The organism is Paractinoplanes maris (assembly GCF_023544465.1).
Lineage (GTDB): Bacteria > Actinomycetota > Actinomycetes > Mycobacteriales > Micromonosporaceae > Actinoplanes > Actinoplanes maris.
Genome location: NZ_JALPVL010000018.1, coordinates 1 through 21,440, shown reverse-complemented (window position 1 = coordinate 21,440; position 21,440 = coordinate 1). Strand labels below are relative to the sequence as shown.

19 protein-coding genes are annotated in these 21,440 nt (G+C 71.0%); 8 read left to right on the top strand and 11 right to left on the bottom strand.

The features are described 5' to 3' along the window. Positions 1-22 precede the first annotated feature (22 nt). From NAG42_RS40825 to NAG42_RS40815, 3 genes are all read right to left on the bottom strand, one after another. Positions 23-805 (bottom strand): exodeoxyribonuclease III, encoded by a 783-nt coding sequence (locus NAG42_RS40825; RefSeq protein WP_250037895.1) that lies wholly within the window; start codon positions 803-805, stop codon positions 23-25. A gap of 360 nt (positions 806-1,165) precedes the next feature. Beyond that, complete coding sequence (locus NAG42_RS40820; RefSeq protein ID WP_250037894.1) at positions 1,166-3,469, bottom strand: putative bifunctional diguanylate cyclase/phosphodiesterase; 2,304 nt, start codon at positions 3,467-3,469, stop codon at positions 1,166-1,168. A gap of 50 nt (positions 3,470-3,519) precedes the next feature. Further along, positions 3,520-4,380 (bottom strand): universal stress protein, encoded by an 861-nt coding sequence (locus tag NAG42_RS40815; RefSeq protein WP_250037893.1) that lies wholly within the window; start codon positions 4,378-4,380, stop codon positions 3,520-3,522. 162 nt (positions 4,381-4,542) lie between these two features. Here NAG42_RS40815 and NAG42_RS40810 point away from each other — a divergent pair, with 162 nt between their 5' ends. Together NAG42_RS40810 and htpG are read left to right on the top strand one after the other, a co-directional pair. Continuing rightward, the gene (locus tag NAG42_RS40810; protein WP_221381274.1) at positions 4,543-5,826 is read left to right on the top strand and encodes a citrate synthase; all 1,284 of its coding nucleotides are present in this window, start codon (positions 4,543-4,545) and stop codon (positions 5,824-5,826) included. A 99-nt stretch (positions 5,827-5,925) separates the two neighbouring features. Next, complete coding sequence (gene htpG, locus NAG42_RS40805; protein WP_250037892.1) at positions 5,926-7,755, top strand: molecular chaperone HtpG; 1,830 nt, start codon at positions 5,926-5,928, stop codon at positions 7,753-7,755. Here htpG and NAG42_RS40800 read toward each other — a convergent pair. From NAG42_RS40800 to NAG42_RS40785, 4 genes are all read right to left on the bottom strand, one after another. Then, positions 7,752-8,552 (bottom strand): PfkB family carbohydrate kinase, encoded by an 801-nt coding sequence (locus NAG42_RS40800; RefSeq protein WP_250037891.1) that lies wholly within the window; start codon positions 8,550-8,552, stop codon positions 7,752-7,754. The two genes, htpG and NAG42_RS40800, sit on opposite strands and share 4 nt — an antisense overlap. After that, the gene (locus NAG42_RS40795) at positions 8,549-8,920 is read right to left on the bottom strand and encodes an EVE domain-containing protein (RefSeq protein WP_250037890.1); all 372 of its coding nucleotides are present in this window, start codon (positions 8,918-8,920) and stop codon (positions 8,549-8,551) included. The genes NAG42_RS40800 and NAG42_RS40795 overlap by 4 nt, the downstream gene beginning before the upstream one ends. A 16-nt stretch (positions 8,921-8,936) precedes the next feature. Then, on the bottom strand, positions 8,937-9,092 hold the full coding sequence (locus tag NAG42_RS40790) for a hypothetical protein (protein ID WP_250037889.1): 156 nt from the start codon (positions 9,090-9,092) through the stop codon (positions 8,937-8,939). 75 nt (positions 9,093-9,167) lie between these two features. Then, complete coding sequence (locus tag NAG42_RS40785) at positions 9,168-10,025, bottom strand: amidohydrolase family protein (protein WP_250037888.1); 858 nt, start codon at positions 10,023-10,025, stop codon at positions 9,168-9,170. Between the two features lie 53 nt (positions 10,026-10,078). Here NAG42_RS40785 and NAG42_RS40780 point away from each other — a divergent pair, with 53 nt between their 5' ends. Beyond that, the gene (locus NAG42_RS40780) at positions 10,079-11,563 is read left to right on the top strand and encodes an MFS transporter (RefSeq protein ID WP_250037887.1); all 1,485 of its coding nucleotides are present in this window, start codon (positions 10,079-10,081) and stop codon (positions 11,561-11,563) included. Beyond that, the gene (locus tag NAG42_RS40775) at positions 11,560-12,243 is read left to right on the top strand and encodes a TetR family transcriptional regulator (RefSeq protein WP_250037886.1); all 684 of its coding nucleotides are present in this window, start codon (positions 11,560-11,562) and stop codon (positions 12,241-12,243) included. The genes NAG42_RS40780 and NAG42_RS40775 overlap by 4 nt, the downstream gene beginning before the upstream one ends. A 253-nt stretch (positions 12,244-12,496) precedes the next feature. Here NAG42_RS40775 and NAG42_RS40770 read toward each other — a convergent pair whose 3' ends face one another. Next, positions 12,497-14,107 carry an FUSC family protein gene (locus tag NAG42_RS40770; protein WP_250037885.1) on the bottom strand — a complete coding sequence of 537 codons (1,611 nt, stop codon included), beginning with the start codon at positions 14,105-14,107 and terminating at the stop codon, positions 12,497-12,499. A 61-nt stretch (positions 14,108-14,168) separates the two neighbouring features. Between NAG42_RS40770 and NAG42_RS40765 the strand changes: the two genes are divergently transcribed. Next, on the top strand, positions 14,169-15,626 hold the full coding sequence (locus tag NAG42_RS40765; RefSeq protein WP_250037884.1) for a GntT/GntP/DsdX family permease: 1,458 nt from the start codon (positions 14,169-14,171) through the stop codon (positions 15,624-15,626). A 36-nt stretch (positions 15,627-15,662) separates the two neighbouring features. On the opposite strand, the gene NAG42_RS40760 is transcribed toward NAG42_RS40765, so the two are convergent. Continuing rightward, positions 15,663-16,523 (bottom strand): ketopantoate reductase family protein, encoded by an 861-nt coding sequence (locus tag NAG42_RS40760; protein ID WP_250037883.1) that lies wholly within the window; start codon positions 16,521-16,523, stop codon positions 15,663-15,665. 67 nt (positions 16,524-16,590) lie between these two features. Here NAG42_RS40760 and NAG42_RS45245 point away from each other — a divergent pair, with 67 nt between their 5' ends. From NAG42_RS45245 to NAG42_RS40745, 3 genes are all read left to right on the top strand, one after another. Continuing rightward, positions 16,591-17,214: a TetR/AcrR family transcriptional regulator gene (locus NAG42_RS45245; RefSeq protein ID WP_250037882.1), complete on the top strand. Its 624-nt coding sequence runs from the start codon at positions 16,591-16,593 to the stop codon at positions 17,212-17,214. Between the two features lie 80 nt (positions 17,215-17,294). Continuing rightward, positions 17,295-18,176 (top strand): PhzF family phenazine biosynthesis protein, encoded by an 882-nt coding sequence (locus NAG42_RS40750; RefSeq protein ID WP_250037881.1) that lies wholly within the window; start codon positions 17,295-17,297, stop codon positions 18,174-18,176. Positions 18,177-18,345: 169 nt separating this feature from the next. Beyond that, a complete protein-coding gene (locus NAG42_RS40745) occupies positions 18,346-18,501 on the top strand; it encodes a hypothetical protein (RefSeq protein ID WP_250037880.1) in 156 nt (51 codons plus the stop codon). 150 nt (positions 18,502-18,651) lie between these two features. Here the strand turns inward: NAG42_RS40745 and NAG42_RS40740 are convergent, their stop codons facing one another. Then, positions 18,652-19,551, bottom strand: coding sequence for a hypothetical protein (locus NAG42_RS40740; protein ID WP_250037879.1), 900 nt, complete (start codon positions 19,549-19,551; stop codon positions 18,652-18,654). A gap of 214 nt (positions 19,552-19,765) precedes the next feature. Further along, positions 19,766-20,962 carry an FAD-binding oxidoreductase gene (locus NAG42_RS40735; RefSeq protein WP_250037878.1) on the bottom strand — a complete coding sequence of 399 codons (1,197 nt, stop codon included), beginning with the start codon at positions 20,960-20,962 and terminating at the stop codon, positions 19,766-19,768. Positions 20,963-21,440: the final 478 nt, after the last annotated feature.

Sequence of the window (21,440 nt, the reverse complement as noted above, 5' to 3'; positions counted from 1 at the left end):
ACGACCGTGCCCAGGTGGCCGGTCAAGCCGCCGCGGGGCCCAGATCGACCACGATCGGAGCGTGATCACTGGGACCCTTGCCCTTGCGCGCCTCCCGGTCCACCACCGCGTCGCTGACCCGGTCGGCCACCGAGGGTGTCGCGTAGACGAGGTCGATCCGCATCCCCTTGTTCTGATGGAACATGCCCGCGCGGTAGTCCCAATACGTGAACGGATGGTCGCCCTTCATCGGCCGTCCGACGATGTCGCGGAGCCCGACGGCGCGGATCGCGGCCAGGGCGTCGCGCTCGGGCGGCGTCACGTGGGTCGATCCGGCGAAGACCTTCGGATCCCACACGTCGTCGTCCGTGGGGGCGACGTTGTAGTCGCCGGCCACCACGAGCGGCGCCTTCTGGACGTCCTCGGCCAGTGCGGTGCGCAGCGCGGCCAGCCAGGTCAGCTTGTAGGCGTAGTGCGGATCGTCCGGCGTACGGCCGTTGGGCACATAGATCGAGTAGAAGCGGATGCCGTCGCACAGGGCGCTGACCGCCCGCGCCTCCGGATCCGGATATCCGGGTTCCCCGGCGAACCCCTGGCGTACGTCGTCGAGCCCGGCCCGCGAGAGCAGGGCGACCCCGTTCCATCGCCCCTGGCCGTACGCCGCGACGTCGTACCCCAGCTCGCGGACCTCCGCGGCGGGGAAGCCGTCGGCCGCGACCTTGGTCTCCTGCAGGCACAGGACGTCGGGCCCGGTGGTGTCGAGCCACTCCAGCAGACGCGGCAGCCGAGCCTTGACCGAGTTGACGTTCCAGGTGGCGAAGCGCATCTGCCCAGACTGCTATATCGGGCCCGCGCGCGCTTCCCCAGCGGCGGCGAGTCACCCCGCGTGACGGGTCAGGGACGCCTGATCGAGCGACCGGCAGCCAGCAACGCGACGGTCAGACCCGTCGTGAGGACGAGGAGCACCGCGACCATCCAGACCACGGCTCCCTCGGAGCCCACCAGCGCCGCCATGCTGTCTCCCTTCCGACATCGAACATAGGCCGGATGTGACCCCCGTTACCATCGAACCCGGCCAGCGAATAATGCCCGACTCCCGCAGCCGATGCCAGCGGAGGCGTCAGGTTTGTCAGCATGCGGTGGTCGGCACCCGTGCACCCGCGGGCCGAGGGTCGAAACAGCCGACCTACCGCGCGCCCGGGCCGACCTGCTGGGAGCGGTTCGGGCCGGCCAGGGCGGCGGTGCCCCGGGCGTGCCAGTGGCGGGCGAACTCGGCCGGGGGGACAGCCGGGCCCCATAGCCACCCTTGACCGCGGGTCACGCCGACCTCGTCCAGGGCGTCGCGCTGCACCCGCGTCTCCACTCCCTCGGCGATCACGCCGAGGCCCAGCGCGTGGCACAGCGAGACGATGGCCCGCACGATCTCGTCGTCCTCCCGGCAGGAGCCCAGGCCGGTCACGAACGAACGGTCGATCTTGACGCCGGTCACCGGGAAGCGGCGCAGATAGCCCAGCGCCGAGAACCCGGTGCCGAAGTCGTCGATCAGGAGCTGACAGCCCAGCTCGCGCAGCTCGAACAGGACCCGCCCGGCGACACCCGTCGAGTCGACCAGCACCGACTCGGTCATCTCGACCGCCACGCAGCGCGGCGGGACCCCGTACGCCTGCATCTCGGCCGCCAGGAGCCGGGGCAGAGCCGGGTCGAGCAACTGGCGGCCCGACACGTTGACCGAGACGTAGAAAGCGTCGCCGACCGTCCCGTCGGCGCGCCACGCGCCCAGCTGGCGCAGCGACTCCTGGCGCACCCAGTCGCCGATCGCGCCGATCAGCCCGGCGTCCTCGGCGATCGGGATGAACGTCGCCGGTGAGACCGGCCCGCGCACCGGGTGGGACCAGCGCACCAGCGCCTCGGCCCCGGCCGGCACCCCGGGCATCAGGTCGACGATCGGCTGGTAGGCCACGCTCAGCTGGCCCTCGCCGAGCGCCTTGCGCAGCGCCACCTCGAGCTCGATCCGCTCCCGCACCTGGTCGTGCATGGCCGCGTCGAACACGGTCCGGCTGCCCGCTTCCCCGGCCTTGGCGCGGTACATCGCCGTGTCCGCGTCCCGCATGAGCGCCTCGGCCGCCGCCGCGCCCGCACCCGCGGCACCGCCCGGCGCCGGCGCCGACGAGATGCCCATCGAGCAGGTGATCGTCAGCTCGGTGCCGCGGACCGGGAACGGATGGGCGAAAGAGTCCTGGACCACGTCGGCCAGCGCCGTCGCCTCGGCCTCGGTGCCGATCGCGGCCAGCGCGAACTCGTCCCCGCCGAGCGCGGCCACCACCACCCCGGCCGGCACCGCGTCCAGCAGCCGCCGGCCCACCTCGATGACCAGCTCATCGCCGGTGTCGTGACCCCAGCCGTCGTTGACCAGCTTGAAGCCGTCCAGGTCGAGCAGCAGCACCCAGACCCGGCGCCGGTCGTCCGGGCCGAGCCGGCCGAGCATCCTGATCAGCTCCTCGCCGATCATCGCGCGGTTGGGCAGATCGGTCAGCGAGTCGTGGGTCGCCTGATGCTCGGCGCGCAGCTGGGCCACCGCCTGCGCGCGGACCGCGTTCACCGCGCGCACCAGCAGCAGCGCCACGATCAGCACGCCCGCGCCGGCCACGGTCAGCCGTTCGCCGCGCGAGATCGGGGAGAGCACCGCCAGCAGCACGAAGGGGCTGGCCAGGGCCGGCGCCAGCATGGCCATCCGGCGCGCCGACCAGGCCTGCACCGGTGGCCGGGCGGCCTGCCCGAAGCGGGTCACCGACGGATGCAGCGCGGTCACCCCGATCAGCACGCAACCCAGCAGGAACGGCACGTCGAACAAGGGGGACACGTACGTGATGCCGTTGGCCCCGACGATCGCGTACGCCGTGTCCCCGGCGAACATCGAGACCATGGCCAGCATCAGGGTGACCAGGCTGACCGGCCACGTCGTGGCGGTGAAGGTCAGGTTGACCAGCAGCAACAGCACGACCACGTCGAACAGCGGATAGAGCCCGGCCACGAACGACACGGGTTCCGGCCGGTCCGAGATCGCGGCGGCGGGTGCGGCCAGCAGCACGCCGACGACGAGCGCGCCGGCGACGCAGACGATCAGCCCGTCGAGCACCGCGTGGCCGTCGATGCTCTGCCGTCGCCGCAGCATGATGCCGAGGAAGGCGCACAGCATCGCGTAGCTGCTGATGGAGGCGGCATCGGCCAGCAGTGGCCACAGCCCCGGCAGATCCTGCACCGCGGGCCGCAGCAGCACTCCGGTCAGGCAGCTGAGCACCGCGCCGCCGAGCAGGTGCCAGGCCGTGCGTGGTTCGGCCCCGTGCCGGCGTGGCCCGGTGAAACAGGCCCACACCGAGCCGGCCGCGACGATCAGCAGGCAGGCAGCGTTCAACGCCGGCGACACGTCAGCGGTGTAGACGACGGTCGCCAGCGCGCCCAGCGATGCGAACAGCCGCCAGTTCCTGGTCATCACTGGTTGTTTCGGATGGTTCGGTCAGCGGCTGAGTGGCGATCCGGCGGTTATCGCGCGAGAGCCTTCCCCGGACGGGACGGCACGGCCGGGACCCGCTGGGCGGGAATGCTGCCGCCGTGCGCGAAGAGCGTGGGACCGGCCGCCCGGCGCAGCACCGTGCGGGCCACCGAGCCGAGCAGGCCCGCGTCGTGCACGCCGCGCGGTCCCAGCACGGTGACCCGGGCCTGTCCGGACGCGCGCACCAGGGCGGTGGCCGGTGCGCCGGTGAGCAGCCGGAGCCGGTAGTCGGTCAGTTCGGGGACGGCCGCGACCGCCCGCTCCAGAAGCTCGCGGCCCTGCGCCTCGGCCGCCGGGCCGGGACTCTCGACCACGTGGGCCACGACCACCGCGACGTTGCGCCGGGCGCCCTCCTCGGCCGCCTGGCGCAGGCCCAGCAGCGCGCACCGTGACCCGTCGACCGCGGCCAGGATCGGGCCGGCCTTGGGTCGCGGGCCGCGTGCCACCAGCACCGGGCACCAGGCCCGGGCCACCGTCTGCACCAGCACCGAGCTCGACGGCAGCCAGGGCAGGGTCGCCAGGTCGTCGTCGCCCAGCACGAGAAGCTCAGCCGTGCGGCTCAGTCGCAGCAGCACCTGGTCGGGCAGCCCGTCGACGAGTTGACCCTGCACCCTGACGCCGGGTGTGGAACGCTGGGCAGTGGCGACCGCCGCGTCGACGATCTGGGTGGCGGCCGACCGGGCCCGGTCGGCGTGCTGACCCCGGCCGGGGAGCGACCAGGTGAAGGCGTGCACGATCCGGAGTTCACGATCACGCGACACGGCCTCCCGGGCGGCCAGCCGGACGGCGGCCAGGCCCGCGGAGGTGCCGTTGACCCCCACGAGCACGGGAGACGGACTCGGATTCAGCATTGGCTCGCACCTCCGCGTTGACTACAACCATTATCTATACAAGACCGCCACTCTTCGTGATCAATCCCTCAGCAGGGATCCGCCTGATGACCCATTCAGGTTGAGGGTTTACGGTGAACTACAAAATTTGTGGGACATCTGCCGGTGAAGTGAGGGAAATACATGACGGATGTCAAGCTCGACCACCCTGGTGGCCAGCTGTCGATGCCGGTACGCGAGGCGGTCGAGGGCCCGGGCGGCATCGACGTCAGTGCCCTTCTCAAGGAGACCGGCTTCGTCACCCTCGACCAGGGTTTCGTCAACACCGCCTCGACGACGTCGACGATCACCTACATCGATGGTGACGCCGGCATCCTCCGCTACCGCGGATACCCGATCGAGCAGCTGGCCGAGCGGTCGTCGTTCCTCGAGGTCTCGTACCTTCTGATGCACGACGAGCTGCCGACCCCCCAGCAGCTCAAGGATTTCGCCGACAAGATCCGGGTGCACACCCTCCTGCAGGAGGAGATGCGCGCGTTCTTCTCCGGGTTCCCGCGGGACGCGCACCCGATGGCCGTGCTCTCCTCGGCCGTCACCGCGCTGTCGACGTTCTACCAGGACGCGCTCGACCCGCTCGACCCCGAGCAGGTCGAGATCTCGGGCATTCGCCTGATGGCGAAGCTTCCGACCATCGCCGCGTACGCGTACAAGAAGTCCATCGGCCACCCGCTGCCGTATCCCGACAACAGTTTCGACTACGTCGAGAACTTCCTGCGGATGACCTTCGGCCTGCCCACGGTGCAGTACGACGTCGATCCCAAGGTCGCCAAGATCCTGGACATGCTCTTCATCCTGCACGCCGACCACGAGCAGAACTGCTCCACGTCGACCGTGCGCCTGGTCGGCTCGGCGCAGGCCAACCTGTTCGCGTCGGTCTCGGCCGGCATCAACGCGCTCTCCGGCCCGCTGCACGGCGGGGCCAACGCGGCCGTGCTCGAGATGCTCGAGCAGATCCGCAAGGACGGCGGCGACGTCAACTCCTTCGTCACGCGAGTGAAGAACAAGGAGAAGGGCGTCAAGCTGATGGGCTTCGGCCACCGGGTCTACAAGAATTACGACCCCCGGGCGGCCATCGTCAAGAAGGCCGCGCAGGAGATGTTCTCGACGCTCGACCGCCCCGACCCGATGCTGGAGCTCGCGTTCCAGCTCGAGGAGATCGCGCTCAGCGACGACTACTTCGTCTCCCGCAAGCTCTATCCGAACGTGGACTTCTACACGGGCCTCATCTACAAGGCGATGGGCTTCCCGACCAAGATGTTCACCGTGCTGTTCGCGCTGGGCCGCCTGCCCGGCTGGATCGCGCAGTGGACCGAGATGATGAACGACCCGGCCAACAAGATCGGCCGGCCGCGCCAGCTCTACACCGGTGCCGCCGAGCGCGAGTTCGTGGCGATCGACAAGCGCTGACACTGACGATCTAAGAACGCCCCGTCCGGCCTCTGCCGGGCGGGGCGTTCGTCATACGATCGCAGTGGGTTCACGAAATCTCAGGGGAGTAAGAATCAGATGGAGACGTTGGAGTTCCAGGCCGAGGCCCGGCAGCTGCTGCAGTTGATGGTCCACTCGATCTATTCGAACAAGGACATCTTCCTGCGCGAGCTGATCTCGAACGCCTCGGACGCGCTCGACAAGTTGCGCCTGGCCACGCTGCAGGACGGTCTCGAGGCCGACGCCTCCGACCTGCACATCGAGCTGGCCGCCGACACCGAGGCCCGGACGCTGACCGTCCGGGACAACGGCATCGGCATGACCCGCGACGAGGTCGTCGAGCTGATCGGCACGATCGCCAAGTCGGGCACCGCCGAGCTGCTGACCAAGCTGCGCGAGGCCAAGGAGAGCCCCGAGCTGATCGGCCAGTTCGGCGTCGGCTTCTATTCGACCTTCATGGTCGCCGACCGCGTCACGCTGGTGACCCGCAAGGCCGGCACCGAGGGGCACGGCACCCGGTGGGAGTCGACCGGCGAGGGCACCTTCACGATCGACGACGAGCCGGACGCGCCGATCGGCACGAGCGTCACCGTCCACCTGCGCCCCAAGGACGAGGAGGACGCGCTCTACGACTACGCGGACGACTGGAAGATCCGCGAGATCGTCAAGAAGTACTCGGACTTCATCTCCTTCCCGATCCGGATGGGCGACGACACGCTCAACTCGATGAAGGCGCTGTGGGCGCGGCCGCGCTCGGAGGTCTCCGACGAGGAGTACCACGAGTTCTACCGGCACATCAGCCACGACTGGTCCGAGCCGCTCGAGATCATCAACATGCGGGCCGAGGGCACCTTCGAGTACGAGGCGCTGCTGTTCCTGCCGTCCCGCGCGCCGCACGACCTGTTCCAGCGTGATGCCCGCCGCGGCCTGCAGCTCTATGTCAAGCGCGTCTTCATCATGGACGACAGCCGCGAGCTGATCCCCGACTACCTGCGCTTCGTCAAGGGTGTGGTCGACGCGGCCGACCTGTCGCTGAACATCTCCCGCGAGATCCTGCAGCAGGACCGGCACATCCAGATGATCCGCCGCCGGCTGGTCAAGAAGGTGCTGTCGACGGTCAAGGACCTGCTCAACAACAACCCCGAGAAGTACGCGACGTTCTGGCGCGAGTTCGGCCGGGCGCTCAAGGAGGGTCTGCTCAACGACCCCGACAACCAGAAGGCCATCCTCGACGTCGCCACGTTCGGCTCCACCGCGGGCACCGAGCCGACCACGCTGGCCGCCTACATCGAGCGGATGAAGGAGGGCCAGGACGAGATCTACTACCTGACCGGCGACAGCCGCTCCCAGGTGGAGAACTCGCCCCACATGGAGGCGTTCCAGGCCCAGGGGTACGAGGTCCTGGTGCTCACCGACCCGGTCGACGAGATCTGGGTCGAGGCGGTGCCCGACTACGACGGCAAGAAGTTCCAGTCCATCGCGCGCGGCTCGGTCGACCTGCCCAAGGACAAAGAGGAGCCGGAGCCCGAGGGTGACTTCGCGCCGCTGCTCACCTTCCTCAAGGAGCAGCTCACCGAGCAGGTCAAGGACGTCCGCCTGTCGCACCGCCTCACCACCTCGGCCGCCTGCCTGGTCAGCGACACCGACGACATCACGCCGGCGCTCGAGAAGATGTATCGCGCGATGGGCCAGGAGGGCCCGCGGGTCAAGCGGATCCTCGAGCTGAACCCGAACCACCCGCTGGTCGGCGGTCTGCGCACCGCGCTCGAGCAGCACGCCGACGACACCGCGCTGCCCGAGACGGCCGAGCTGCTCTATGGCACCGCCCTGCTGGCCGAGGGCGGCGACCTGGAGGACCCGGCCCGGTTCGCCAAGATCCTCGCCGACCGCCTCGCCCGTACGGTCTAGGGCGAGAGCGAGCGAAGCCACTGACGGGGGCCGGGGTGCCGCACGCGCACCCCGGCCACCCGGACGGCGTCGGTCAGAGCGTCCTCCATGGTGGATCCGCTCGCCAGCGCGTGCGCCAGCGCGCCGTGGAACGCATCGCCGGCGCCCGCGGTGTCGACGGCCTCGACCGGGGGCACCGGGATCGATCGCGTGACGCCGGCGACCGTCCAGGTCACCGGGCCGGGCCCGTGGGTCACGACCACGTGCGGGGCCTCGACGACGCCGGTCGGCGGGCGGAACGCGGCTGAGCAGGCCACCACCTCGGCGTGCGGCAGCAGGTCGGCGAAAACCGGCCGCCACGTGCCCGCGTCCACCACCAGGCGTCGCGCGGCGCGGGCGGCGGCCACGGCGAGCACCGGATGATGCCCGTCGACCAGCGTCACGGCCGCGTCCGGCAGTCCTTCCGGCGGGACGGCGAACTGCTGCTCCCCGGCGTTGCGGCTGATGATCGTGCGCTGGTCGGCCGCCACCACGATGCTCGACACCGGCGGCGGGGCGCCGGACGAGGCGGCCGCGTCGAGGACCCGTACGCCATGGTCCTCGAGATCGGACCGGATGAGCGCACCCAGCGGATGCGAGCCGATCGCCGTGACCAATGTGACCGGCGCGCCCAGCGCGGCCGCGGTGACCGCGGCGTTGGCCGCCGGTCCGCCCGCCGCCACCTCGAACGACGTGGCCTGGGCCTTCTCGTCCGCGCCGGGGATCCGATCGACCCGGTAGACGAGGTCGACGGTGGCCAGTCCGACGCAGAGGATCATGACGCCGGGTCGCGCTCGGTGGGCGGCACACGCTCCACGATGGCCTGCCACTGCACCGGCGTGAGCGGGAACGGGTTGCTGCCGCCGGGCATGCGGAGCACCAGAGCGTCGCGGAAACGCGCGTCGGCCCGCAGAACGTCCCGCCGGATCGCGTGGCCGGGGAACGACCGGGCGAAGTTGACGGTGATGACGCCGTCGCGGGGTATCCCGGTGATCGTGCCGACGGCCGCCACGCCGCCGTCCCGGCCGCTGAGCCAGAGCCCGATGCCGTCCCCGGCCGTGATCAGCTCGCGGTAACGGCGGACCGCCCAGTCGCCGCTGCCGCAGGCGCCGCGCGCCGGGTTGTGCTGCAGGAGCCAGAACGCCATGTCTTCAGTGTGGCGGCTAATCAGACAATTCACGCAGGAAGACACCGATGTTGCGGAACACCTCGGCGAAGCCGTCGCCGATGCCCTGCGCGATCTCCGCCGCCGGTCCGGGGTTCGTGCCGATATAGAAGATGATCAGGATGAGCACGATCCAGCCGATGGCCTTCTTCATCAGATCGGCTCCCTTCCCGGGCCGGGCGACTGCCTACATGATCGTGGCATGTCGGCGCACCCCTTCGGCGCATCTTCACCCGCGCGGCGCGAACAGGGCCTGCGCATTCGTCCAGCAGACAGCCCGGAGCCAGTCGTCGCCGAGCTCCAGGCGGTCCAGTGACTCCAGCTGGTGCTCGTACCGATACGGAATGTTGGGAAAGTCGCTGCCCAGCAGCACCTTGCCGCCCAAGCCCAGCTCGCGCAGCCGCGGGCGCAGGGCCGGCGGGAACGGCGCCATCTCCTCGAAGAAGTCGGTGAAGGCCATCGTGGTGTCGAGCCGGACGTCCCGGTAGCGCTCGGCCAGCTCCAGGAAGCCCTCGTACTCGGGGGCGCCGGCATGGGCGATGATCACGCCGAGGCCCGGGTGGCGGGCCAGCACCTCACCGATCGGCCCGGGACCGGTGAAGCCGGCGGCGACCGGACCCGAACCGGCGTGCACCACCACCGGAGTGCCCGCCTCGGCCAGCAGTCCCCAGACGGGTTCGAGCGCGGGCAGGCGCGGGTCGAAACCGCCGACCTGCAGGTGCAGCTTCCAGATCCGTGCCCCCCGGTCAAGAGCCAGCTTCGCGTACGCCTCCACGCCCGCCTCGGGGAAGAACGTGGCACTGGGCAGGCAGCCGGGCGTGCGCGCGGCGAAGCCGAGCGTCCAGTCGTTGAGGTCGGCCGCCATCTGCGGGCGATGCGCGTACGCCAAAGCGCTGAACATCGTCACCCCGAGCCCCCGCAGGGTCGCGACCCGCTCGTGCTCCTCGCCGCGATAGGTGATCGGCCACGGGCGCCCGATCAGCGGGCCCGCCTGGTCGAAGTGCTCCCAGACGCGGCGCTGCATACGCGGCGGGAGGAAGTGCGTGTGCACGTCGGCGAGGCCCGGCAGTCCTAGGCGTTCGATCACATCGCCAGTTTAGGCGTTGACAGTGACTAGCAAATGACAGCTACTATCAAAACATGTTGACTTCCACTTCGCGTTGGTACGCGCTGGCCGCGCTCGCCCTGAGCACGCTCGCAGTCGCCCTCGACACCACTGTGCTGAGCGTCGCCCTGCCCACGCTGGCCCGCGACCTCGACGCCACCACCGGTGACCTGCAGTGGTTCACCACCGCCTACCTGCTCGTGCTGGCCGCGGCCCTGTTGCCGGCCGGCCTGCTCGGCGACCGCGCCGGCCGCAAACGCATGCTGATCGGTGCCCTGCTGATCTTCGGGGCGGCGTCCGTCGCGTGTGCCTACGCGCAGACGTCGGGCCAGCTCATCGCCGCCCGCGCGGTGCTCGGCCTCGGCGCCGCGGTGATCATGCCGCTCTCCGGGGCCGTGCTCACCGTGCTCTTCCCGGCCGGGGAGCGGTCCCGGGCCATGTCGATCTGGGTGACCGCGAGTGCACTCGGCATCCCGCTCGGCCCGCTGCTCGGCGGCTGGCTGCTCGACAACTTCTGGTGGGGCTCGGTCTTCCTGATCAATGTGCCGGTCGTGATCGCCGGCGTGGCCGCGCTGACCCTGTGGCTGCCCGAGTCGCGCGGCGCCCGCTCGCGTCTCGACGTTCCCGGCATGGTGCTCTCGACGGCCGGGCTGATCGCTCTCACCTACGGGATCATCGAGGCCGGCGATCGGGGCTGGACCGACACCCGGTCGCTGGTCACCGTGGTGGCCGGGATCGTGCTGCTGACGGTCTTCGTGCTCTGGCAGCGCCGCGCGGCGCACCCGCTGGTCGACCTCGCGCTCTTCGGCAACCGGGCCTTCACCGGCGGGGCCGTGCTGGCCACGGTGGCCAGCTTCGCGATGCTCGGGCTGCTGTTCTCGCTTCCGCAACTGTTCTCGGCGGTCGGCGGGCACGACGCGTTCGGCTCGGGGTTGCGGCTGCTGCCGGTGATCGGCGGGCTCATCGTGGGTGCGCGGGCGGCCGAGAAGCTGTCCCGGCGCCTCGGGTCGCGGCTGGTGATCGCGGGTGGGCTGACGCTGATCGCGGTGGCGTCGCTGCTGGGCGCGCAGACCACGGCGAGCACGGGCTACGGCTACATCGCGGTCTGGATCACGGTCACCGGGGTCGGGCTCGGGCTGACCCTGCCGCCCGCCTTGAACGCGGCGCTGGGCGCGCTGACCCCGGAGAGCAGCGGCGTCGGGAACGCGTTGCTGCAGGCCATGCGCCAGGTCGGCGGGGCCATCGGGGTGGCCGTGCTGGGGACGGTGCTCAACTCGGCGTACCGGGAGCGTGTGCCGGCCGTCGCCGCCGACAGCGTGACCTCGGGCGTGGCGGTGGCCCGGCAGCTGGGGGACGACGGTCTGCTGGCCTCGGTGCGAGAGGCTTTCGCGTACGGGATGGAAAGGTCCTTGCTGGTGGCCGGGGCGCTGGCCGCGGTGGGGGTGGTGCTCGCCCTCGCCCTCATGCCGAAGCGCGCCGCCGAGCCGCGGCCGGAGGTGCTGGCAGAATCACTCGTATGACCTCCGAGGTGTCCGCCGGATCGCGCTCGCCGTCCGATTCACGCTCGCCGTCCGGTTCGCGGTTGCCGGGCGGCACGCGGGCCGGTGAGGGTTCGGCGGGTGGCTTGCGCGAGCGGAAGAAGGCCAGGACGCGGGTGGCGATCCGGGACGCGGCGATGCGGCTGTTCACCGAGCAGGGGTTCGCGCCGACAACCGTCGAGCAGATCGCCGAAGCGGCCGACGTCTCGCCGAGCACGTTCTTCCGCTACTTCCCGACCAAGGAAGACGTCGTGCTGATCGACGACTACGACCCGCTGATCGCGGCGGCGATCCGGGCCCAGCCGGCGTCGACCCCGGTGATCGAGGCCGTCCTGGCCGGCATGCGCGAGGTCTTCGAGCGGCTCACCGAGGACGAATGGGCCAGCGAGCGGCAGCGGCAGGAGCTTTTCCGTACGGTGCCCGACCTGCGCGCCCGCCAGATGCAACAGACCGTGGCGGCGGTCGACATCCTGGCCGGCGTGATCGCCGAACGCCTCGGCGTGCCCTCCGGCGACGAGGGCGCCCGCGCCCTGACCGGCGCGCTGGTCGGCGTCTTCCTGACTTTCATGTACGGCGGCGACGGGGCCGGCCTGCAGCCCGCCGACTTCGACCGGGTCAAGCGAGCCCTGCTCAGCCTGCGCACCCACCTCGAACCGCTGTGACCGGACAGCTTCGCGCCGTCTTGCCCGCCCGTCGTTGCCCGGACGGCTGGTGGCCGGCCGCTGTGATCGGTTGACTTCCACGCTTGTCATGGTCGCCGGTCGTTGCTGAGCCGCTTCTTCTGGCGCGGTGGTTGTTGGCCGCTTCTCTTGTCCGCCGGTCGTGGCCGGGCCGCTTCTCCTCTGGTCGCCGGTCGTGGCCGGGCCGCTTCTTGTGGTCGCCGGTCGTGGCTGGGCCGCTTCTCGTGGTCGCCGGTCATTGGCCGGGCGCTGCGATCAGGCGGCTCCGCGCCTCGCGTTCGGCGGTCAGCACCCGATCGGTCACCTCGGGACGCAGGCCGGGCTCGCCCGCGGCCACCTCGTAGGCCTCCCGCATGGCCGCCACCAGGCCGGCCAGTTCGCGGGCGTTCCGCATGTCGGCGGTGGCCTTCTCGACCGCGGTGATCGCCTCGTCCAGGTGGCGGCCGGCGGCCCGGTTGCGGACCAGCAGCGCCGCGGTCAGTCCCAGCAGGCAGCCGAGGACGGTCTGCACGAGACGGTCGCCGATCAGGTCGAGCGGTGGCGTCTCGTGGCCGAGCTCGCCGACCAGCAGGGCCAGCGGCGTGACGGCCAGCATGGCCAGGCCGTAGTTTCGGACCACCAGCAGCTCGGCGATCACCTGGGCGACGACGATCAGGGCCACCAGCACCCACGAGCCGCCGGGGATGGCGACCGCGGCGCCGGCGATCAGCAGCCCGGCGATCGTGCCGCCGGCCCGCTGGATCGCCCGGTGCACCGAGAGTCGCAGCGAAGCCCCTTGCAGGACGGCCACGGCCGAGACCGCCGCCCAGTACGAGTGGCCGAGCCCGGTTGTATGGGCGAGGAACCCAGCTGCGGCGCCCGCGACCAGAGCACCGAACGCCACCCGGGCGGCGGCGGGCCACAGCGGTCCGCCCTTCACGGCGGCGGGCCGGTCCCGCAGCAGGGTGGCGGCCATCCGACGCTCGGCGATCTTGCTTTCCTCGGTGGCGGTCGCGGTCAGGTGGGGGAGCGGGCCGCGACGCGTGATCCGCGCGGCCAGGGTCCGAAGCTCGGCGGCGGTCCGCGGGTCGTGGCCGTGCAAGCCGCTCAGCTCGGTCTCGGCGTGCGCGACCAGAATCTCCTCGCTCCCACCGTCGTCTGCATCACGGGCCGTGCTGGTGCCGTGAGCCGCGCCGGTGTTGCGGGTCCTGGTGGTGTTGCGGGTGGCGCGCCAGGCTCGTTCCACAGCAAGGGCGGCTTGTTGGCGGGCGGCCAGTCCGGCGGAGCCGTCCGGGGCCTCGGCCAGGGCCGCGGCGGCTCGGAGGGCGCGGGCGATGGCCAGGCGGCGCGGGGCGTCGGGAGCGATCAGCGCGCCGGACATGACGATCAGCCAGGAGACGGCCGCGGCGGCGGTGGTCAGGGCGGCGTTGCGGGCGAGGTCGCTCGGCTGGGCCGGGATCGCGCTGGTCACGGCCGTGGCGAAGGCGAACATCAGGCCGCCCGGCGGTCCGGTCCGGTAGCGGTTGCTCAGCACTGTCGCGCCCGCTCCGACCAGGGCGACCGCGGCCACCGCGACGATCTCGGGAGCCGGGGCCAGCGCGGCCAGGGTGCCGGCCACGACCGCCGCGACCAGTCCGATCGCGGCCGCCGTCACCACCAGGGCCCGGCGGCGGTAGGGCTCGTCCCGCCCGTACAGCGCGGTGAAAGAACCGAACGTGGCCACCCCGGCCCACGCCGGGTGCCCGGTCGCGACCAGCACCACCAGCGGCACCGCGACCGCCAGCCCCGCCCGCACGGCGAAGGCCCAAGCCACGTCCACGGGCCGGACCCGGGCCGCGGCCCGCACGTGGGCAGAGAAGGGCGGCATGAAATGCGACGTTACTCAGGCCGGCGATTGACTTGTCACCCGTCGGGGTAAGCGCGCGCGTATGACTACCTGGGCCGCGGAGGCCATCACCGATGCCGGAACCGGTCAGCTCGTCCTCGCCGCCGTTCTGGGCATCGTGGTCGTGGTGCTGCTGATCGCCTGGGCCAAGTGGCATCCGTTCCTGGCCCTGATCCTCGGCTCGGCCACCTTGGGCCTCGTCGCCGGTGCCTCGCCGAGCGACACGATCGACTCGTTCACCGCCGGGCTGGGCAGCACGGTCGGCAGCGTCGGCCTGCTGATCGCGCTCGGCTCGATGATCGGCGCGTTGCTGGCCGAGTCGGGCGGGGCCGACGGCATCGTGAACCGCATCGTCAACAGCGTCAGCGGCTCGGCCCTGCCGTGGGCGATGGCCGGTGTGGCCGCGCTGATCGGCCTGCCCCTGTTCTTCGAGGTCGGCGTGGTGCTGCTCGTGCCGATCGTGCTTTTGGTGGCCCGGCGCACCGACATCGGGCTGCTGCGCATCGGCATCCCGGCCCTGGCCGGCCTGTCGGTGCTGCACGGTCTGGTGCCGCCGCACCCGGGCCCGCTGGTCGCGATCGCCAACCTCAACGCCGACCTCGGCCTGACCCTGCTGTTCGGCCTGATCTGCGCCATCCCGACGGTCATCGTGGCCGGCCCGGTCTTCGGCAACTGGATCGCCAAGCGGGTCCCGCTGGCGACCCCGCCGCTGCTCGCCGCCGCGGGCGACAAGCCGCAGGGCGGCCGCGACTTCGTCGACCGTGACGACGTGGCCAACCCGGGTGCGTCGGAGCCGGCCGTGCTGGTCGACGAGCAGCTCCCGGCCGAGCGGCGGAACCCCGGCTTCTGGCCGGCCGTCCTCACCGTGCTCCTGCCGATCGTCCTGATGCTGGGCCGCGGCGTCGCCGAGCTGGTGCTCGACGAGGGCAACGGGGTGCGGGGCTTCCTCGAGGTGCTCGGCGAGCCGGTCGTGGCGCTGCTGCTGGGCGTGCTGCTGGCGATGTGGTCGCTCGGCAAGCGGGCCGGCTTCGATCGGCAGCAGACCTCGTCGGTGCTGGGCGGGGCGCTCCCGCCGATCGCCGGCATCCTGCTGATCGTGGCCGCGGGCGGCGGCTTCAAGCAGGTGCTGGTCGACGCGGGTGTCGGCAACGTCGTCGCGGACGCCGCGAAGGACGCGAACATCAACGCGCTGGTGCTGGGCTTCCTGGTCGCGGTCGGTATCCGGGTGGCCACCGGCTCGGCCACGGTCGCGACGATCACCGCCGCCGGCATCGTGGCGCCGCTGGCCACCACTCTCGACAAGCCCACGGTCGCCCTGCTCGCCCTGGCCATCGGCGCCGGCTCGCTGTTCTTCTCCCACGTCAACGACGCCGGCTTCTGGCTGGTCAAGGAGTACTTCGGGATGACCGTGGGCCAGACCATCAAGACCTGGTCGGTGATGGAGACGATCATCTCGGTGGTCGGCTTCGCCTGCGTGATGCTTCTCAGCCTGGTGGTCTGAGGGCAACCCGAGTCGTACGCCTGGGCTGCGCAGGTCTCAGCGGGCCCGCATCTGTTCGGCGACCCGCTCCAGTTCCGCCGCCTCCGCCGGCGAGGAATTGGCGAGGCCGCTGTGTGCGGCCACCGGGCTTCGCAGAAAGCGCCGGAACCCGGCCGCGAGCAGCCACTCGGGCAGAGTGCGCAGAGCGACGAACCCGCGAGGGACCGTCGGCGTGGCCAGGCCGGCCAGGTTGCGCCGCATGAGGCGGATCATGCGGCGCACCGCGTCCGGGTTGCCGGCCAGCGCTTCGGGTCCGCCCGCCGCGATGACCGCCTGCCCCAGCGGCACCGCGAACGCCGCGTGCGTCGTGAGCCAGGCATCCATCCGCGGCTCGTTCCTGGCGTTGATCCCGGCCTCGCGGAACGACCGGACGATCCGTTCGACTCGCGGGGTGGATCGGCCGCCGGGCTCACCGACCGGTATCGGAACCCGGCGGGTCATCCAGCTGGGCGCGCGATAGCGGACCACGTCGCCGTCCATGACGCCCCCGACCGTGGGAAAGCCGAGCAGCACCCGCTCGGGCCCGATCACCGCGCCCAGCGGCTCCGCCCCGGCCGCCCAGTTGAGCAGAAACAGCACGTCGCCACCGACCCCGGCGACCGATCGCAGCACCGGGGCCACCTGATGCGCGCGGACAAAGACGGTGATCAGGTCGTACTCCCCGGCCGGCGCCTCGACGACCGGCACCGCGACCCGTCGGACGACGGTGCTGTCGCCCTCGGCAAGTCGCACGCCGTGCCGGCGCAGGGCGGCCAGGCGCTCACCCCGGGCCAGAAGCGACACGTCATGCCCCGCCTCGTGCAGTTGAGCAGCGAACACACTGCCGCAGACCCCAGCGCCGTACACCAGCAGTCTCATGACATCCCTCTCGGCGCACTTCATTCATACGTTCGTTTAAATCGAACGTACGTTAGAGTATGCACCCGTGGCGCCACCTGACACCCGGACCCAACTCCTCGACGCGGCCGAGCATCTCTTCGCCGAGCGCGGCTTCAAGGGCACCTCGGTCCGCGCGATCACCGAACTGGCCCACGCCAACCTGGCCGCCGTCGGCTACCACTTCGGCTCGAAGGCAGAGCTCCTGGCCGCGGTCACCCGCCGCGTGATCGAGCCCATCACCGCCGCCCAGACGGCCGGCCTGGACCGACTGCTCGCCCAGACCCCGGACCCGTCGGTCACCGATCTGGTGGAGGCTTTCGCCGGCCCGATGTTCGACCAGATGCGCGCAGGCGACGAGCGCGGCGCCCGGACGTCCCGCCTGATCATGCGCATCTTCGGCGACCCGTCCGACGAGGTCCGCGCCTGGACCGGCTCCGTCGAAGCCACCGCCCGCGACCGCTACCTGTCCGCCTTCACCCGCGCGCTCCCCGACCTCTCCCCGGACGAGCTGCACTTCCGCATCCGAGGCATCCTCGCCGTAGCCGCCGTCGACCGGGCCGACCTGCACAACCAGCCCCCGGCAGCCACCCCGCTCCCCAGCGACCAGGCCCGCCGCTGGGCCATCACATTCCTGACCGCGGCGATGACCGCCCCGCCAACCAAACCCTGACCAACCGCACGCTCGTCGGCGCCGAACCATCCCGGCCGCGCGCCTCGTTGTCCTGATCCGAACCGTTGAGAGGTGGGCCGATGTCCTGGCCGGATGTCACGGTGGTGGATGCGTGCGTGCGGCGTGACGGTCGGGGCGGCAGCCCCACGGCCGTCACCGACGACGACCCGGCGGCGACGGACGCGGACCGGCGTGCGGTCGCTGCTGCGGCCGGCACCTCGCACGCGGCCCTCCTCAGCCCGGGGCGGATGCCGGACGGAAGCTGGCCGGTCCGGTTCTTCACCGCCACCGCCGAGCTGTCCGGGTGCGGCCACGGCACCGTTGCCGCGCAGGCCGTTCGGCTGACCCGCACCGGGCTGGGCGAGCTGAACGACCGCCAGCACACCGGCGGGCGCACATTCGACACCACCGCGATCCGCCGCCCCGCCGGCATCGAGGTGTGGTTCGACCAGGGCCTCGTCGCGCTGCGTGACCCGGCGGAGGACGAGCGCGCCGCGGTCGTCGCCGCGCTCGGGCTCACCGACGACGACCCGCATCCGACCGACGCGCCACGGATTGCCGCGCCCGGCGCACCACGCATGCTGGTACCGGTTCGCGACCGGTCGGCGCTGCTCCGCGTCCGTCCACACCTCGGCCGGCTGACAACGGCGTGCCGGCGGTACGGACTCCTCGGCTGTTTCGTGTACGTACCGCCGGTGGGCGACCGACCGGGTGCGGCGCGAATGTTCGCGCCGGCGATCGGTGTCGACGAGGACGTCGCCAACGCCAACAGCACCGGATGCCTGGCCGCTCACCTGCTCGACAGGACTGGGGCCCAGACGGTCGCCATCGAGGTGGAGCAGGGCGACACCCTCGGTCGACCGTCCGGCGTGCTCGCTTCGGCCCGGCGCGGGCCGGCGGGCATCACGACCCGGGTCGGCGGGTTGGCGGTGGTCCGCGACGGACGCGGAGGCGACAGCTAGCCGTCCTCTTCCGGCCGGCCGTGCTCGCTGGTCGGGTTTTGAGCCGGCGGGCGTGCCGGAAAATCCGCGGCGGCCGCACGGGACCCGTCATCGACCAAGATTACTTTTCCGACGTGCGGGGTACAGGCTGCCCGGCGGGAGAAGCCCGCCGCCGAAACGGAGCACAGTCATGTTGATCGTAGGGCTCATCCTCTTGCTGCTGGGCATCTTCCTGAAGGTGTCCATCCTCTACACAATCGGAATCATTCTCCTGGTGATCGGTGCTGTGCTCTGGATCCTCGGCGCCGTCGGCCGTCCCGTCGGTGGTCGAAAAGTCTGGTTCTAGCCTTACTTGGCTACAACGCGGAAAGGGCGTCCCACTTCAAGTGGGCGCCCTTTCCTCTGCCCTGAAACGCCCTCACACTGCGGGTCTGGAAGCACGCGCTCCAACTTCAATGCCCATCGACTCGCGGACCTGCGGATTTCGATGCGTGGCTTACTTGCCGACGGCCTTTCTGGCTTCGTCCCGGACGGCCGACATAGCCGCCCACCCTGCGGCGACAGCTTCCACATCGGTGCGGCGCCGATCGAGGAATTTCTTCGCCGTGGCCGCGCCCGCCACTGCTACGACGTCAGCGTTTGCCGTTCGGCATCGTCCGTCCGCAGCGGCGATCTGCTTTTCGAACGCTACCGCCTCAGCCCACCCCGGCGTGACAGCCGGGTTGACCGGTGACCGGTGTACGAGCGGCAGGAACTTGCGCTGCGCCTGCACGTACGCGTCGCTCGGGTTCCCGGCGGGTGACCCGGCATGGGTCATGCACGTGCTGTAGCCACCGATCAGGCGTGGTTCCAGTTCCTGAGTGATGGTTGCTTGGTCGGCGAGGAAGTCCCGCCCGAGAGCACCTTGCCCGGCAGGGAGGTGAAGACTGTCCATTGTGGCCGCCTCCCGGTGGCACTCGTTGAACCTCAAGCTCTGGGCGCGATCAGCGACGGTCGGCCGCGACGCGGAGCTGAGACGCAGCCTCGCTTGCCTCAAGAACCCGCGGGCGATACCGAAGTCCGCCCGCGCGGGTTCGAACAATTCTGGCAGGTCGACCGCGTTGGACGGGAAACCAGCCTCAGCCGGCACCCAGTCATTCACGGTGTACTCGATATTCAGGCGCTCAGCACATTTGTCGAGCACCTCCTGGACGGCGTAGTGCTCCCGCTCCCAGCCGGCCGCGCGCTGCTCCGCGGTTCCATGGATTTGGTCGAGGGCGTCGACCATCACCTCCCGCGGGGCGCGGTCGTCGGTCGAGGAGGCCCTCCCCCCGGACGGACGCTGGGCGCAGGCGCCGAGACCGGCCGCCACGACGAGGGCGCCAAGAGCAAATAGCGTTGCACTGGTCCTGATCATGCGGCGTCTCCCTGGGCAAAGTACCGGTCGGGGAGTGCTAACGATCGATCACCAGCAACAGCACGCCACGGGAGCGCTCACGCTCTTGAGCCATCGAGCGTGCAAACCGGCTCGCGAGGCCGACACCGGCCGCGCTCTCCGCACTGCCGTGCGATGTCAGTGCGCTTGGACGTGGCGACGCGGAAAGCTGTTCTGCCGCACCGTCGCTGACCGCCTAGGCGAACACTCCCGCCGGGTCGTACGCCTCCCGGATCCGGCGTAGCCGACCAGTGTTGCCGAGATAGTAGGCCTCGGCGGGCAGTCCCGGCTCGGGAAAGTTCGGGTACGCGCCACCGGTGCCGTAGGGACGGGTGAACGCGTACGACTCGTCCAGCCACTCGCCGGGCCGATCGCCCGCCGCAACGGTGGCGGTCTGCTTGAGCAGGAACCGGGCGTCCCGGTGCGAGAACGCGGTGGCATCGGCCGGTATCCGGTTGTAAGCCCCACCCCAGGGCGAGAAATCGAGTTCCCGGTGTTCACCCGCCCGTCGCCGAGCGGTGAGCCGACCGATCAGCTCTGCCGCCGGCACCACCGAGCGAAAGTATTCCGAGTGCAAATAGGCAAATCCGGTGTCCACGGTGTCGTCCCCGGCCAACCACCGCTTCGTCGCGCGATGGGTGCCGTCGTGACGATGGTCCGACATCGGCCGGTGCCCGAGTCGCCGAATCAGATGCCCCACCGTGGCGCTGTCCGGGCCCGCGCCGAAGACTGTCACGGTCGGTGGCTGCGCCGGCTCCGCCGGAACGGCGATCACCAGGCTGGGCGCGAGCGCCTCGTCGAGCTCGGGCAGCGCATGCTGCCAGCCGTCCAGCACATCGGCGGCCGCCGCGGCCGGATAGACCAGCTTGAAGGCGGTCAAGCCGGGCGCAGGCACGGTGCGAAAGGTCAGTGAGGTGACCACGCCCGGCGCACCTCCACCCCGCAGCATCCACAGCAGGTCGTCCCCGGCCTCCACCACCTGACCATCGGCGAGGACCACGGTGGCGGCCACAAGGCTGTCGCAGGTCAGTCCGTACCCCCGGCCGAGGATGCCGAGCCCACCGCCCAACGTCAGTCCCGCGATACCCACGGTGGCCCCGCAGCCGGCCGGAACAGTCCGCCCCCGCACAGCCAGCGCGTCGTACACCTCACCGAGGCGAGTCCCAGCACCGATCACAGCACGGTCCCCGTCGACGCGAACGCCGGCCATCGGGCTCACGTCGATCACCACCCCAGTGGTGCTGGACCGCCCCGCAAAGCAGTGCCCGCCCCCACGCACAGCGACAGGCCACCCGCCCTCTCCCGCTCGCACAAGCGCGTCCACCACGCCCCCCACCGAACCACAGCGCAGCACGGCTTCAGAACGAATTCCAGCAAACCGCGCAAGGACCATCCCCGGACGATAAACATCCCCCTCAACACGTGCCGCCCCGCCACCAGTCGCCTGTCCTTCCACGGGACCGCCGCGTGCAGTTGTCCAAGCACGCTGCCTGCCGACTCGTCCGCGCGGTGCCCGACCGTCTGGTCGTCATAACTGCTTGACCGGCCCATGACCCGAGACGCACCCCGACGGCTACCCACACGCCCGGCCCCGACGCACGACGGATGCCGAAGGCGGACGCAACCGGCATTGTTAAGTTCCCGCAAGCCCCCACCAAGGCCGGCCTGCTGAAGCCGACCGCCCGGTTTCATCCCCAGCGCGGCAGCCAGACCCCCCACCCGTCAGGTGACCGCCACCCCGACCAGCCACCCACCAGCCCGCGACCAGAATCAAAAGCCGCCGGCAAGCTCGCCCGCAAGGGCGGAGGCGGGGGGGGGGCGCCAACGGCCCGGCAGGGGGTGGCCGGCCCGCGGGGGGACCCCCCCCCCCC

Coding starts and splice junctions, on each gene's coding strand:
- NAG42_RS40825 (WP_250037895.1), bottom strand. CDS start 805: ATGCGCTTCGCCACCTGGAACGTCAACTCGGTCAAGGCTCGGCTGCCG.
- NAG42_RS40820 (WP_250037894.1), bottom strand. CDS start 3,469: ATGACCAGGAACTGGCGGCTGTTCGCATCGCTGGGCGCGCTGGCGACC.
- NAG42_RS40815 (WP_250037893.1), bottom strand. CDS start 4,380: ATGCTGAATCCGAGTCCGTCTCCCGTGCTCGTGGGGGTCAACGGCACC.
- NAG42_RS40810 (WP_221381274.1), top strand. CDS start 4,543: ATGACGGATGTCAAGCTCGACCACCCTGGTGGCCAGCTGTCGATGCCG.
- htpG (WP_250037892.1), top strand. CDS start 5,926: ATGGAGACGTTGGAGTTCCAGGCCGAGGCCCGGCAGCTGCTGCAGTTG.
- NAG42_RS40800 (WP_250037891.1), bottom strand. CDS start 8,552: ATGATCCTCTGCGTCGGACTGGCCACCGTCGACCTCGTCTACCGGGTC.
- NAG42_RS40795 (WP_250037890.1), bottom strand. CDS start 8,920: ATGGCGTTCTGGCTCCTGCAGCACAACCCGGCGCGCGGCGCCTGCGGC.
- NAG42_RS40790 (WP_250037889.1), bottom strand. CDS start 9,092: ATGAAGAAGGCCATCGGCTGGATCGTGCTCATCCTGATCATCTTCTAT.
- NAG42_RS40780 (WP_250037887.1), top strand. CDS start 10,079: ATGTTGACTTCCACTTCGCGTTGGTACGCGCTGGCCGCGCTCGCCCTG.
- NAG42_RS40775 (WP_250037886.1), top strand. CDS start 11,560: ATGACCTCCGAGGTGTCCGCCGGATCGCGCTCGCCGTCCGATTCACGC.
- NAG42_RS40770 (WP_250037885.1), bottom strand. CDS start 14,107: ATGCCGCCCTTCTCTGCCCACGTGCGGGCCGCGGCCCGGGTCCGGCCC.
- NAG42_RS40765 (WP_250037884.1), top strand. CDS start 14,169: ATGACTACCTGGGCCGCGGAGGCCATCACCGATGCCGGAACCGGTCAG.
- NAG42_RS40760 (WP_250037883.1), bottom strand. CDS start 16,523: ATGAGACTGCTGGTGTACGGCGCTGGGGTCTGCGGCAGTGTGTTCGCT.
- NAG42_RS40750 (WP_250037881.1), top strand. CDS start 17,295: ATGTCCTGGCCGGATGTCACGGTGGTGGATGCGTGCGTGCGGCGTGAC.
- NAG42_RS40745 (WP_250037880.1), top strand. CDS start 18,346: ATGTTGATCGTAGGGCTCATCCTCTTGCTGCTGGGCATCTTCCTGAAG.
- NAG42_RS40740 (WP_250037879.1), bottom strand. CDS start 19,551: ATGATCAGGACCAGTGCAACGCTATTTGCTCTTGGCGCCCTCGTCGTG.
- NAG42_RS40735 (WP_250037878.1), bottom strand. CDS start 20,962: ATGGTCCTTGCGCGGTTTGCTGGAATTCGTTCTGAAGCCGTGCTGCGC.